13 protein-coding genes are annotated in these 13,602 nt (G+C 64.9%); 9 read left to right on the top strand and 4 right to left on the bottom strand.

Annotation, left to right across the window (positions count from 1 at the left end; translation table 11 throughout):
* The first annotated feature begins 173 nt into the window (after positions 1-173).
* The 3 genes from ACNPP0_RS04000 to ACNPP0_RS04010 all read left to right on the top strand — a co-directional run bounded on the left by ACNPP0_RS04000 (position 174) and on the right by ACNPP0_RS04010 (position 4,411).
* On the top strand, positions 174-1,334 hold the full coding sequence (locus ACNPP0_RS04000) for a serine hydrolase domain-containing protein (protein WP_448705070.1): 1,161 nt from the start codon (positions 174-176) through the stop codon (positions 1,332-1,334).
* Positions 1,335-1,512: 178 nt separating this feature from the next.
* Positions 1,513-2,469, top strand: a complete 957-nt coding sequence (locus ACNPP0_RS04005) for a glycosyltransferase family 9 protein (protein WP_332611033.1) — start codon at positions 1,513-1,515, stop codon at positions 2,467-2,469.
* The gene (locus tag ACNPP0_RS04010) at positions 2,444-4,411 is read left to right on the top strand and encodes an alpha/beta fold hydrolase (protein WP_448705071.1); all 1,968 of its coding nucleotides are present in this window, start codon (positions 2,444-2,446) and stop codon (positions 4,409-4,411) included. Before ACNPP0_RS04005 ends, ACNPP0_RS04010 begins: the two co-directional genes overlap by 26 nt.
* Positions 4,412-4,550: 139 nt before the next feature.
* On the opposite strand, the gene ACNPP0_RS04015 is transcribed toward ACNPP0_RS04010, so the two are convergent.
* The gene (locus ACNPP0_RS04015) at positions 4,551-5,624 is read right to left on the bottom strand and encodes an alpha/beta fold hydrolase (RefSeq protein WP_448705072.1); all 1,074 of its coding nucleotides are present in this window, start codon (positions 5,622-5,624) and stop codon (positions 4,551-4,553) included.
* A gap of 141 nt (positions 5,625-5,765) precedes the next feature.
* Positions 5,766-6,686, bottom strand: a complete 921-nt coding sequence (locus tag ACNPP0_RS04020) for a LysR family transcriptional regulator (RefSeq protein ID WP_332611040.1) — start codon at positions 6,684-6,686, stop codon at positions 5,766-5,768.
* Positions 6,687-6,779: 93 nt separating this feature from the next.
* On the opposite strand from ACNPP0_RS04020, the gene ACNPP0_RS04025 reads away from it, so the two are divergent.
* From ACNPP0_RS04025 to ACNPP0_RS04045, 5 genes are all read left to right on the top strand, one after another.
* Complete coding sequence (locus ACNPP0_RS04025) at positions 6,780-7,208, top strand: DoxX family protein (RefSeq protein WP_448705073.1); 429 nt, start codon at positions 6,780-6,782, stop codon at positions 7,206-7,208.
* 29 nt (positions 7,209-7,237) lie between these two features.
* Positions 7,238-7,666, top strand: coding sequence for a nuclear transport factor 2 family protein (locus ACNPP0_RS04030; RefSeq protein ID WP_120156916.1), 429 nt, complete (start codon positions 7,238-7,240; stop codon positions 7,664-7,666).
* Positions 7,666-8,595 (top strand): NADP-dependent oxidoreductase, encoded by a 930-nt coding sequence (locus ACNPP0_RS04035; protein WP_448705074.1) that lies wholly within the window; start codon positions 7,666-7,668, stop codon positions 8,593-8,595. The genes ACNPP0_RS04030 and ACNPP0_RS04035 overlap by 1 nt, the downstream gene beginning before the upstream one ends.
* Positions 8,596-8,790: 195 nt before the next feature.
* Positions 8,791-9,459, top strand: coding sequence for a glutathione S-transferase family protein (locus ACNPP0_RS04040; RefSeq protein ID WP_332611047.1), 669 nt, complete (start codon positions 8,791-8,793; stop codon positions 9,457-9,459).
* Entirely contained in the window at positions 9,437-10,750 is a 1,314-nt protein-coding gene (locus ACNPP0_RS04045) for an MFS transporter (RefSeq protein WP_448705075.1), read from the top strand. The genes ACNPP0_RS04040 and ACNPP0_RS04045 overlap by 23 nt, the downstream gene beginning before the upstream one ends.
* Before the next feature lie 14 nt (positions 10,751-10,764).
* Here ACNPP0_RS04045 and ACNPP0_RS04050 read toward each other — a convergent pair whose 3' ends face one another.
* Positions 10,765-11,781, bottom strand: a complete 1,017-nt coding sequence (locus ACNPP0_RS04050) for a helix-turn-helix domain-containing protein (RefSeq protein ID WP_332611051.1) — start codon at positions 11,779-11,781, stop codon at positions 10,765-10,767.
* A gap of 198 nt (positions 11,782-11,979) precedes the next feature.
* Here ACNPP0_RS04050 and ACNPP0_RS04055 point away from each other — a divergent pair, with 198 nt between their 5' ends.
* Entirely contained in the window at positions 11,980-12,750 is a 771-nt protein-coding gene (locus ACNPP0_RS04055) for an aldolase (protein WP_332611053.1), read from the top strand.
* A gap of 88 nt (positions 12,751-12,838) precedes the next feature.
* Here ACNPP0_RS04055 and ACNPP0_RS04060 read toward each other — a convergent pair whose 3' ends face one another.
* The gene (locus ACNPP0_RS04060) at positions 12,839-13,597 is read right to left on the bottom strand and encodes a SapC family protein (RefSeq protein WP_332611055.1); all 759 of its coding nucleotides are present in this window, start codon (positions 13,595-13,597) and stop codon (positions 12,839-12,841) included.
* Positions 13,598-13,602 lie beyond the last annotated feature (5 nt).

Genomic DNA, 13,602 nt, shown 5'->3' on the forward strand with positions numbered 1-13,602 from the left:
CGCGGCCCGACCGAACGCGGCCCGACCGAACGCGGCCCGACCGAACGCGCCGCCGACGAGGTCGCGCGCGTCACGACAAAGATCTTCACAAACTCCCTACAAAGCGGGAAAGATCCCGCGACGCGGCATGGATAGCATCACGGCATTCCTCTTTCACAGGGTATGCGTCCTCCATGTTCTCGCTAAGCCGCCTGGCCGCCATCGGATCGCTGTTGCTTGCCGGCGGCGGTTGCCAGACCCTGCCGCCCGCCGCGCCCGCCACAATCGCCAAAGGCGACTACGCGGCGGTCATGACCTACCTGACCGAGCGCATTCCCTACGACATGGCCGCGTCCAAGGTGCCCGGCCTGTCAATCGCCATTGTTGAGGATCAGCGCATCGTCTGGAGCACGGGCTTTGGGGTGGCGGATGCGTCGCGGCATCGCCGCGCTACCGGCGACACGCTGTATCGCGTGGGTGCCATCAGCAAGATTGTCACGGCGGCCAGTGTGTTGCGCGCCGCCGATGACGGCCGACTGCCCCTGGACGCACCCGCCACGGACGCCTTGCCCGATTGGCACGTCGAGCCCCGCCGCAACGCCCTGCAGTGGCTGGGCGCCGCGCCTTACACGGCACGAAACTTGCTGAACCTGCATCCCGGCACGTTGGAAGACACGATGGGCCGCGCCCGCGCCGACATGGCTTATGCCTTGTTGGGCGACATGGTGGCGCACGTGGCCCAAGAACCGTTTGACACCTATGTGCGCCGCACGATTCTTCACCCCTTGAACATGCCGCGCGCGGGATTTCGGCCGCATGAACGCATGCTGGAGCAGCGCGCGGTGGGCTATCGGCGTGGCCAGCCCTGGGCAGAGGCGCCACAGCCCAATGAGGCGGCAGACGGCTTGTGGGTCAGCGCATCCGAGATGGCGCGCTTTAGCAGCATGTTGTTCGCTAAAGGCGCGTACGGGGGCAAAGCCGAGGGCAACGCTGAGGGAAATGCGAAGGACAACGCCGAGGGCAACGCCAACGTCCGGCGCGTGCTGACGGTGCAATCGGCGCAAACGCTGCTGGGGCTGCAAACCGTGGCGGGCGACGGGCTGGACCTGGATTGCCGATTCGCCTTGTCGTGGTTGGCCGCGCCCTGTGACGACAAGGTGGTCAGCGCGACGTCAGTACGCGAACACAGCGGGGCCACGGAAGCTTTCCATTCGCGCTGGGTGTTGGCGCCGCAGGACAAGCTGGCCGTGCTGGTCATGGGCAACTCGGATTCCAGCGAGGCGCTGGTCGCGGCCGTTTCCACCCTGGCGATGCGCATGATGCGCCAAGCCAGGCAGGGCGGCGGACCGGCCTGAAAGACGCGCGGGGAGGCCGGGGGGCACGTGTCGCGTCTGATGAATTGTGGCGTTGTTTCAGGTGCCCTCGTACCTTTCTTTACAAAGGTTAATGAGATTTGAGAACTTTTCCGCTCTTGTCTCGATACATTGCCCGCCAGCGGCCAAGTGGCCGCGTTGACAAGCATGGAGGACGCCGATGTCGGAAATCGTTGTGTATGTTAGAAGCCAGCAGAAGCTGGGCGACCAGATCGTTGCCATGCCAACGCTGTATCAACTGAAAGAATGGTGGCCGTCTCGACGAATCAGCGTGGTTGCGCGTGACGATGTGGGCGCGTTCTACCAGGCGCTGCCATGGGTTGATGAGTTCGTGCGCGCCTCGACGCTGGGCGGCTACCTGCGCTGCCTGAAAAAAGAGACGCAGGTGTCCGTCAGCCTGCATCACAGCAGCGAACGCTTCGGCCTGGTCAATCTGCTGCGCTTGCCGCCCACCCGCCTGGGCTTCCGTCATGGACGGCTGACCGACATCGTCTGGACGCATTGGCACCGCAAGAACATCGCGGAATATATCGGGCAGGCCAATCTGAACATGCTGGCCTCCTATCGTCCTTTTGATGTTGAACGCGTGCCGCGCGCGTGTTTTGAAGCACTGGCGGGTCCGCACTTGCGCACCGCGCAAAGTGCCGATGTGGTGATGGTGCCTGGCGGCGGCTCGGGCGCGTTCAAGCGGTGGAGCCTGGCGAACTATGTGCAGCTGGCAGACGGCCTGAAGCGCGTAATGGGCGAGGGCGCCCGCTTTCTCTTCGTGTTGGGCCAGCAAGAGGCCGCTGAACGAGACGCCTTGCAGGCGATGCAGCGGCCGGACTTTGCGGTTGCGTATTGCCGCACGATTCCAGAGCTAAGCGCCATCATGCTGCGCGCGCGCCTGGTGGTGGCCAACGACTGCGGGCCCTCGCATATCGCGCAAGGCGCCTGTGTGCCCTATGTGGGCGTGTTCAACGAGACGAACCCTGAATGGTTCTGGCAGCGGCCCGGCTCGGCCGCTGTGGTGCCGCGCCGCCCGCAGGATGGCATCAACGCCATCACTTCCGACGAAGTGCTGACCGCCTGCCGCAATGTACTGGAGCATCATGCGCATCCTGCATACGCTGGCTGAACCGAGTCTTGGCGGGCTGGAATTTCGTACGTTGGAGCAGGCAAGTTGGTTGCAAAGGCATGGCTACGACGTGGCCATCGCATCGCCCTCGGGCAGCGCCGTCAGCGGCGCGGCGCGCGAGCGCAACCTGACAACGGTAGACATCGATTTCAAACCGGCCTACGCGCCCGCAACCGTCCTGGCGTTGCGCCGCGCGGTGAAGTCCCTGCGCATCCAGGTAATCGATAGCCACAGTCGCGCCGACGGTAAAACCGCCGCGCTGTGCCGCGACCTGTGCGCGGTGGTTCGAACCCGGCATTTCGCCAAACCCATGCGCACGTCGCCCCGCCGGCGGCTGGAATGGCGCGTCGGCTGCGATCACGTCATCGCCACCAGCAACGTGGGCAAGCAAGAACTGCTGGCGGCGCGGCTGTTTCGTGAAGATCGCATCAGCGTGGTGGGGGAATGGGCGGGCGACGAGTTCTTCCGCCAGGCCGAAGACCCAGACGCGCGTTTGCGCATCCGCCGCGGCCTGGAGATGCCGGCCCCGGACGATGCATACGTCATCGCCACCGTGGGCATGCTGCGCCCGGAAAAGGGCCAGGCCGATCTGCTGCGTGTGGTGCAGCGTTTGCGCGCGCTGGGCGTGCCTGCCGTGGCGCTCGTCGTGGGCATGCCCACCGCGGCCACCCGCGGCTATGCGTACGAGCTTTACCGTATGGCGATCGAACTGGGCATCTCCGACCATGTCGTTTTCGCCGGACATCGCAGCGATGTGCCCGACATGATGCGGGCGGCGGACGTGGTGCTGGTGCCCTCGGCCACGGAAGCCTGGTCGCGCGTGGTGCCCGAGGCCTACGCCATGGGCCGGCCCGTTGTCGCCAGCGAGGTGGGCGGCCTGCCCGAGATCGTCGTGCCCGGCCAGACCGGATGGCTGGCCGCGCCGGGCGACATCGCGGGCTATGTCCAGCGCATCCTGCACATCCGAAACGACCCCAGCGATGCGCAAGCGGTCGTGACCCGCGCCAGAACGTACGCCGAGACGCATTTCCGCCTTAGCGAAAAGATGTTCCACACGCTGGATGCGTACCGCCGCGCCATGGAGCCGGGCCTGCGCGCGGCGGCTGACCGTTCGCCGTCAGCCACGCGCGCCGTCCCCGCCTACGTCGATCCGTTGGAGGTACAGGCCCACGAATATCTGTTGACCGGCACAGGCGCGCGCGGCCGCACGGGCATCCTGCTGGTTCATGGTCTGGCGGGCACGCCCGAAGACATGCGGGTGCTGGCGCTGGGGCTGCACCGTCGCGGCTACACCGTGCTGGCGGTCAAGCTGGCCGGTCATTGCGGCACGCTGGATGAACTGGTGGGCACACGCTGGCTGGATTGGCTTGCAAGCGTGCGGCGCGGTGCCGACCTGCTGGCAAACCGGGTCGATCACGTGGTGCTGGGCGGGCAGTCGGTCGGCGCCGTGCTGGCACTGGCCCTGGCGCAGGAACGCCCGCTGCATGTTGCCGGTGTGCTGGCGTTGTCCCCCGTGTTCCGTCACGACGGCCGAGGCTTGCCGCGCTACGCCAGGCTGGGCTTCCTGTTGCCGCTCTTGCAGGGCCTGGGCATCGGCCGCCATCGCGTTGTTGCAAGCCGGGGGGCGTCGTCGCCGGGCACCCCCTGGTGGTCGGTGGCCCAGGCGCAAAAACTATCGGCGTCGGTATGGCGACGGCTGCACATACTGCGCGCGCCGTGCCTGGTCATGCATGCCCGGGACAATGACATCGCGTCCGTCTCGAACGCCTTCGACATTGTGAACCGCGCATGCCACGCAAACGTGTCCTTGCACTTGCTGGACGGCAGCCACCCGTTGACCCTGCTGGACCGCGAACGCAACGACGTGACCGCGCGGGTAGCGGCGTTCGTCAACGACATCGTGGAAGCGCCTGCGGGCCAGGCGGTCGTCAATGTGGCGTGACGGGCGTGATGGCAAGTGCATTGCGGGGCGCCGGCCGATCACTTTGCGTCCTCGATGCTGCAAAGCCCAGACGATGAATCGCGGTGTGACGCTCTGCAAACGTGTGCAGGTTCGGCAAGCCCGTCGGCGCCGATTTCCGTCAACGCCCCGCCACCTGTAGCACCGCGTCGGCGAACGCCCGCGGCGCCTCTTGCGGCAGGTTGTGACCGATACCGCCGGTGATCGCGCGGTGCTGGTATTTGCCCGTGAACTGCTTGGCGTAGGCGGCGGGTGGCGGGTGCGGGGCACCGTTGGCGTCCCCTTCCAGCGTGATCGTGGGTACGGTGATCTTCGGAGCGGCGGCCAGGCGCTTTTCCAGCGCGTCGTATTGCGCTTCGCCGTCCGCCAGCGCCAGGCGCCAGCGGTAGTTGTGCACCACCACCGCCACATGATCCGGGTTGTCGAACGCACGCGCCGAACGCTGGTAGGTGGCGTCGTCGAACTTCCACTGCGGCGACGCCAGTTGCCAGATCAGCTTGTTGAAGCCATCCCGATTCGCGGCGTAGCCCGCTGCGCCGCGTTCGGTGGCGAAGTAGAACTGATACCACCACTGGAACTCCGCCTCTGGGGGCAGGGGCTTGCGATTGCCCGCCTGGCTGCCGATCAGGTAGCCGCTGACCGAGACCAATGCCAGGCAGCGTTCGGGCCACAGCGCGGCCAGGATATCGGCGGTGCGCGCGCCCCAGTCGAATCCGGCGATCACCGCGCGTTCGATCTTCAGCGCGTCCATCAACGCAATGATGTCGACCGCGACAACCGCCTGTTGACCATTGCGCGGCGTGTCCGCCGACAGAAACCGCGTCGAACCGTAGCCGCGCAGGTAGGGAATGATCACGCGGTAACCCGCGCCGGTAAGCCGGGGCGCCACGTCCGCGAAGGCGTGGATGTCGTAGGGCCAGCCGTGCAGCAGGATGGCGACGGGGCCGTTGGCCGGGCCCGCGTCCACGTAGCCCACATCCAGCGTACCGGCGCGAATCTGGCGGATGTCGCCAAAGGGTGTAGCGCCGCCACGGGCGGCGACGCCAGCGGTTGCCGTGCTTTTTGACACGCCGGAGGACACCTCGGCCTTGGCCCATGCGCTGCCGCTTGCGGCAAGGTTCAGCAGGCTGGCGGCGGCCAGTGTCGATGTGGTGGCGAGCAGGCGGCGGCGCTGCGGGTCAGTGGGGTGGGTCATCGTGAAAGCTCCTGGAAAAGTTCGCGGGTTTGGACGGGCTGCGAACGATTTATAGGGGCTGCGCGATGGTCTTGGGTGTCGCAATGTACCGTCCCGGCAGACGGATACAGTGCGATGCAATACAGGCGGTATTTGCCTTATCTACCGACCCAGCGCGTGCTCCGTCTTTCCCGGTGGCCCCTTCAGCCGCTTCAGGAACCATCTGCCCGCCGGCCCCGGCGGCGTGTCTTTCCGGTAGATCGCGAACATGGCGATGGGCGGGGTGCGCGGTTGAAAAGCCTCGATGCGCAACTTGACCAGCGCGCCGGCCTCCAGGTCCGACTGCACCATTTCCGTGGGCATGTGGCCCCATCCGAAGCCGGCACGCAAGAATGCGTGCTTGGCGCCAAGATCGGCAAGCCGCCAGATCTGGGGCGAAAGCACGCCGAATGTCGCGCCTTCGGTCAGCGTGGTGCGGTCTGTCAGCACCAGTTGCACGTGTTCCTCCAGGTCGCGCGTGCGGATAAGACCCTGATGCGACGCCAGCGGGTGTGACGGTGCGGCCACCGTCAACATGGGCACGTCCAACAGCTTTTCTGCGTCTAGCAGATCCGGCACCGCCGGCATCGAGCCGCTGATGCCAAGCCGGCAAGCCTGTTCCAGCACCGGCTGCACGACGGCGCCCAGGGCTTCGACATACAGCCGCAGCGGCGTGTGCGGAAACGCTTGTCGGAATGCGCCAACGGTGTCCGTCAACGATGCCATGGGGTACATGACGTCCACCACCACCGACAGTTCAGCTTCCAGCCCCTCGGCAATCGCGCGGGCTTTGGACTTGAACCCGTCCATGCCGCCGACCACCAGGCGCGCTTGCGCCAACAGCGCGGCGCCTTCTTCGGTCAGGCGGGGATAGCGGCCATTGCGGTCAAAGAGACGCACGCCAAGCTGGTTTTCAAGATTCGCCAGCGTGTGGCTGACCACCGACTGGGCACGCCTGAGTTTGCGGCCCGCGGCCGAGAAGCTTCCTTCGTCAGCGGCGGCAATGAAAGTGCGCAGCTGGTCTAACGAAACGGCGTCGAGCATATATCGATGAAGTAGATGGATTGCATCTAGAAATATAGGCTATCTGGATACGTGTCAAGTCTCTATTCTGCGGACATCAACTCTTTGGAAAGGATGATTCACATGACCTCGAACCTGAATGCCCACCCCGCCATCCCGGCTATCGGCCGCGCTTTCATCGCGGCAATCTTCCTGCTTAGCGGTATCGGCAAGCTGATGGACCCCGGCGCCACCCTGGCCTATATCGGGTCGCTGGGGCTGCCCAGTCCGGAGCTGGGCCTGGTGGCCGCCGCGGCGCTGGAATTGGGTGGCTCTCTGTTGCTGATAGTCGGTTACCGCACGCGGCCGACCGCCCTGCTGTTGGCCGTTTACGCCCTGGTGACCGCGCTGATCTTCCACCATGCGTTGGCCGACCAGAACCAGATGTTTCATTTCCTGAAGAACCTGGCCATGGCAGGCGGCCTGCTACAGGTCGTGGCGTTCGGCGCAGGCGGCTTCAGCGTGGACAACCGCCGTGCGCAAGCCAAGCGCGCGCTGGCCTGATCGCATCCACCGGAACAAAGGAAACCATCATGACCATCGCGACAGAACTGCTACGGCAACACCTGCAATTGCTGGTTGACGACAACCCGACGTGGCAGACATTGATTCATGACGACATCGTGTGGGACCTGCCCTATGCGCCCAGCCTGGGCCACCCGTTGCAACTTGAGGGCCGCGATGCCGTCCTGCGCCACGCGGGTTGGTTCGTGGACGCGGTGAGCGACTTCCGCTTCTTCGATACCCAGATCGTCGCCACCGACGACGCGCACCATGCCGTCGCCCGAGTGCAGGCGGAAGGCAAGGTTGCGGCGACGGGACGGCACTATCAACAAGAGTACGTGGTGTTTTTGACCGTGCGCGACGGGCGTATTGCCCGGCTGCGCGAGTACTTCGATCCGGTGAAGGCCGCGTTGGCCTTCGATGCCCCGATTGTGGGCGTTCCTTCAAGGAGCATCTGATGAAAGCCATCCGTGTGTTTGCCTACGGCACCCCCGACGTGCTGACCCTGGCCGAAGTGGACGATCCCGTCCCCGGCGAAAACGAAGTCCTGATCGACGTCGCCACGGCGGCGGTAAACCCGATTGACTGGAAAATCGTCAGCGGCTCGATGCAGGCGTTCATCAAGCTGGCGCTGCCGTTCACCCCGGGCGTCGATGCCGCCGGTACCGTCGTCGCCGTCGGACGTAATGTCACGACGTTGGCGCCGGGGGATGAGGTAATGGGCTTCATCGGCATCGTTGGCGCCTACGCAAGCAGGGTGGTCGTCGATGCGGCCCGGCTGGCGCGAAAGCCGGCGGGGCTGAGTTTTGCCCAGGCGGCCGCCATGCCCGCGGCAACGCTTACCGCCTGGCAGGCGCTACACGAACACGGCGCGCTGCAATCGGGCCAGTCGGTCTTGATTCATGCGGCGGCCGGAGGGGTGGGAAGCGCAGCGGTCCAGTTGGCCAACCTGGCGGGCGCGCAGGTGATCGGCACCGCGTCGGCCGGTAACCGCGACTATGTTCTTGAACTTGGCGCCGCGCAATTCATCGACTATCGGGCAGGCGACTTTTCCCAGCAGGTGCCCAAGGTTGATCTTGTGATTGATCTGGTCGGCGCAAGCACGCAGGCGCGTTCATGGTCGGTACTGAAGCCTGGAGGCACCCTGGTGTCGACGGTCAGCCGGCCGGACACCGACCATGCCGACATCCCGGCGGGGGCAACCGGAAAGCACTTCGCAACCCGCGCCGACGGGCAGCTGTTGACGGATTTGGCGGCGCTATACGCATCCGGTGGTCTGCGCACCCATCTGGATTCGGCCTTTCCCCTGGCGCAGGCAAACCGTGCCCTTGAACGCAGCATGGGCGGCCACGTGCGCGGGAAGGTCATTCTTGATATGTCGGCTTGACGCGACGGGGCGTGAAGGCGCTTGTCGGTAGCGGCAGGTCGGCAAGCGCCCCGTTGCCGGCTTCCGACCGCCAACCGCCTGTCGCTTCCGGTCAATCGCCGTGCGCGTCTTGTCAATTCCCCCCGAGCGGGCGCCCCTAAGATTCCCTGCATCTCCCCGTGCAGGCTATCTGACAGGCATCCGGCCCCGCTCCCCATGATTACGCTCTACGACCATCCCCGATCCGGCAATTGCTACAAGGTGCGCCTCTTCCTGGCGTTGATCGCATTGCCCTATCGGCGCGAGTTCATGGATGTGCTGGCGCGCAAGAACCAGACCGAGGCGTTCGAACGCATCAGCGCGTGGAGGCAAGTCCCGGCGATCGATGACGGGGGTCTGGCCGTTTGGGACAGCCACGCCATCCTGATGTACCTGGCGCAGAAGCACGCCCCGCAGTGGCTGGCGCCGCTTCCTCATAGCGCGCAGATGCACGCGTGGCTGTCGGTGTCGGCCAACGAAATTGCGAACAGCTTGCAGCCGTTGCGGCTGACCAAGGTGGTCAGCCACGCCGAGGCCGCGCATCACCTGGGCGTCAGTGAAGCGCTGCTTGATGTGCAGGGCCTGAAGCTGCGGACGGATCGGCTGTTGAAACAGCTGGAAAAGCGCCTTGGCGTCAGCCCCTGGCTGGCGACCGTACGCAGCGTCGCGGACATCGCCTGTTATGGCTATCTGGCATTGGCAGAAGAGGCCGGCATCGATCTGGACGGCTATCCCGCCCTGTCGGCTTGGCGCCGGCGCATCGAAGAACTGCCGGGTTACGTCGCGCCACAACACACCAACACAAAACACACTGGGGAAAAACATGGAAGCGATCTCTCGACCTGACGTGAACGTAGGGGCTGGAAAAAAGCCGAACCTGCTTCGAATCTCTGTGGCCACGGTAGTGGGCACAGCCGTTGAAGCGTTTGATTTCCTGGCGTACGGCACGGCCGCCGCACTGGTCTTCAATAAGCTGTTCTTCCCGCAGTTCGACCCCTTGACCGGCACGCTGGCGGCGTTTGCCGCCTTTGCCAGCGGCATGCTGGCGCGGCCCATCGGCGGGATCCTGTTCGGGCACTTTGGGGACCGCATCGGTCGCAAGTCCATGTTGACGCTTAGCTTGCTCATGATGGGCATCTGTACGGTGCTGATCGGGCTGTTGCCCACCTACGAGCAAATTGGCGTGTGGGCGCCGATCTTGTTGGTGGCGCTACGCATCGGGCAAGGCTTGTCGTTTGGTGGCGAACTTGGCGGTGCCATGCTGATGGCCGTGGAACACGCGCCACCCCGATGGAAGGGCCTGTTTGGCAGCCTGCCTTTGGTGGGGTCGCCGCTGGGCATCCTGCTGTCGGTGGGCGCCTTCGCCCTGGTCACGCGGTTGCCTGAAGAAGACTTTCTATCGTGGGGCTGGCGGCTGCCTTTTTTGGCCAGCGCGGTGTTGATCGTGGTCGGGATATTGATACGCCGTGGCATCGACGAGTCGCCGGATTTCGCCCGCGTCAAGGCCGAGCAAACGCAGGTCAAGCTGCCCGTGGCCGAATTGCTGGGCAAGCATGGCAAGGCGTTGTTGCTGTGCGTGGGATGCAAGCTGGCCGAAGTCACGTTGATCTACACCTTCCTTGTTTTCTCGGTGTCGTATGCGGTATCGACGCTGGGCTTCAGCCGGTCCGACGCGCTGCAAGCGCTGCTATACGGCGCGGCCGTGATGACGTTCACCATACCCGTGTTCGGCATGTTGGGCGACCGCTTCGGCGCAAGGCGCGTCTGCGGCTGGGGTGGGCTGTTGCTGGCCGTGATGGCGGTTCCGATCTTCATGGCCGTGGGCAGCGGCTCGCTGCTTGCCTATAGCGTGGCGGCGTTCATCGCCATGGCCTTGAACTACGCGATGATGATTGCGCCCCAGTCCAGCCTGTATGCGGCCCAGTTTCCGCCAGAGCTGCGGTACTCGGGCCTGTCGATCGGCGTGCAGTTTTCCGCCGCAATCGGGGGGGGCTTGGCGCCGATGGTGTCGGCAATGTTGGTGGCTCGGTTCGACAGCATCGTGCCCGTGGGCGCGTACCTGGCGGTGCTGGGCGTCGTTGCGGGCACGTCGGCGTTCTTGATGAAGCCCACCACCCGGGCACGCTCCGCGCCCTGATCTTCAGCCGCCGTTTAGCGATCCAGCGCCAGCACCGCCGCACGGTATTTGTTCGGCGGGCTGCCGAACCGTTGCTGGAAGCATCGGCTGAAGTGGCTTGCATCCTGGAATCCACAGCTCAGCGCAATGTCCTTGACGGGGACATGTGCCCTGCACTGATCTTCCAGTGCGCTGCGGGCCAGCTGCAACCGGCGCTCGCGCACGTACTGGCCATACTGGATGCCGCGCATCTGGAACAAGCGATGCACCCAGCGGCTGGAAGCGCGCAGCGCGCGCGCCACCGCCGCCACGGACAAGTCGTTGTCGGTGATGTGCGTATCCACGTAGCTGGTAATCGCCTGCCAGCTTTCGATGGGGCCGCGCTCGGTGGTCGGCAATTGCTCCAGCGCCTGGCTGGTGTAGATGGCCGCCAGCAAAGAGATCAACGCCTGTTCCGCAAACATGCTGGACGTGGGGCTGACGGCGTCGGGCGGCTCAAAAAAAACATGCCCCAGGCAGTGGTGGGCCGTGCGCACCATCGGCAGCGTCGACGCCGCGCGTTGCGCCGTGAACTGCGAGATATCCTGCAAGTGCATGCCTAGCAGATTCAGCAAGGATCCCTTGATCACGACCAGCCTGGAGTCCGTCAGCATGCGCACTTCGGAAGGCAGGGCGGTGGTACGAAAAATGATGTCGCCCGTTTCCACGGGCAGGCTCGCGCCGTTCTGGCTGATGGTGCCGTGCCCTTCGATGATGAAGCTGGCCAGGAATTCCGCCCGTAGCGCATCGGCCGCATGTTCGGCCCGGTGCTGCACCGTCATGGGCGTGGACTCCAGGTTCACGGCCAGGCCGCCCGCGCGCAGGCGGCATGCCTGTAGATGCAGGCGCGGTTGCAGGGTCAGCGGCAGGAAGTCCCCCGGCAGCACCAGCTTGTTCAGTCGCGCCTGATAGCCGGACAGTTCGGCCTCGTAGAAGGGACGAAAACGGGGCGCGAAATTCAGGTCCGGTTCCTGCTGGGAAGCGGCAGGCGGAAGCGATGGGGCGGCTTGCATGTCGATGGATGAACCCGACTTTCCGTGCGGGCCAAGCGCCCGCGAAATCATTGTATCGACGCTGATCGCGCACGCACCTGCCGTTTACCCTAGGCCCTTGTCACTCTCGGACAAGCCCTGTGCGGTTGGAAGCAATGCCTGAAAAGCGCCTGCCGGATGTAATGGCAACGGTATGCCACCCGGCAAAGGCATCAGGAGATGAATGTGGATGACAAGGCAATGCAGTCCGACGCGTTTTTCAAGCGCTCGGCCGACAAGCTGGATTTCGGTAATTGGAACGTGCGGGAAAAAATCGCCCTAAGCTGCCGCATCCTGGCAAGCGAAGGGCACTCGGAGACCCTGGCGGGGCAGATCACCGTGAAGAACGACGACGGTTCCTTCTACACGACGGCGCTGGCCCAGGCCTTCGACGAGATCCGGCCGGACACGGTGATCCGCATCAACGACGACATGGACGTGCTGGAAGGAGAGGGCACGCCCAACCCCGCCGTGCGGTTTCACTTCTGGGTTTATCGCAACCGGCCCGATGTGCGCTGCATCGTGCACACCCATCCCCCTTACGTATCGACCCTGACCATGACCGGGCGCCCGCTGGTGGTGTCGCACATGGACGCGACGCCGTTTCACAACGACTGTGCGCACTTGAAGGAATGGCCGGGCTTGCCGATCGCCGACCAGGAGGGCGAAATCATTTCCGCCGCCTTGGGGAAAAAGCGCTGTGTGCTGTTGGCCAACCACGGGTTTCTGGCCGCGACCGGTACTGTGGAAGAAACCCTGTACCTGTCGGTGCTGATCGAGCGCGCAGCGCGCAATCAATTGCTGGCGGCCGCCGCCTACGGTGACGTGAAACCGGTGGACGATGCGCTGGCAGCCGAGTCGCACGACTTTCTGCTCAAGCCCAGCATCGTGCGAGCCAGCTTCGCCATGTTCGCGCGCCGTATCGAACGGCAGGGCATTGCGCAGGCATAAGCCAAGCCTCGGCGCGAAACAACGAGCCGCCCCAAAAAAAAAGGCCGGCCGCGAAGAGCGGGCCGGCCTTTTTGATCCACCACGACACTTACGCGTCGGCGGCACCTTCCTCCGCCGCAGCCGTCGGCTGCACCTGGTTGATCAGGGCGGGCCAGGTGTTGATCGACAACAGATGGCAGTACACCAGCGGCAGCCAGCCGTTGGCGCGCCAGCGCAGGAACTCGTCGTCCGGCAGCTTGTTGAACTTGGCTTCGTCGATCACCTTGAAGCCGGACATGGCCAGGCGCTGGCCGTCGGGCAGGGTGATGTCGGCGCGGTTCTCGATCAGCAGATCGGCGGCGGCCAGGGCCTGCGCGAACTCCATCGTGTAGGCGTGCTGGTTCTGGTAGTCGCGGCAGAATTCCAGCGCGCTGCGTGCCAGGTCGGTGGGTTCACCGGCTTCGTCGAAGAACGGATTGTCGCGGCCTTCGACCACCGAGGCGGCCTTCTCGTCAACGCACAGCGTGAACTGGCTGCGGTCTTCGTTCTCCATGAAGATGAAGGGATAGCGGCGCACGTAAGCCGGGATGTAGGTGCCGGCGCGCCACTGGCCGTCGGCGTCGACGAACAGGTTTTCCTGGCCACGCACGCCCAACACCGCGACAGGCGTGGGCTGATCGCCGTCGGTGAAGACGATGGGGAAGTGGCGGCAGGCGGTCGGCAGCTCGGTGGCCACCAGCGGCACGGCGTTGGTGGTGGCGGCATAGGCAAAGCCCGTGTTGCCGGCCAGCGACAGGTTGGCATGCACGCCGGCAGCCAGGGGGCGGGGTTGTTCGTAGAACAGGGGAAGCGAAGTCTGCGTAGTCATGGTGT

The organism is Achromobacter semiaridum (assembly GCF_053543755.1).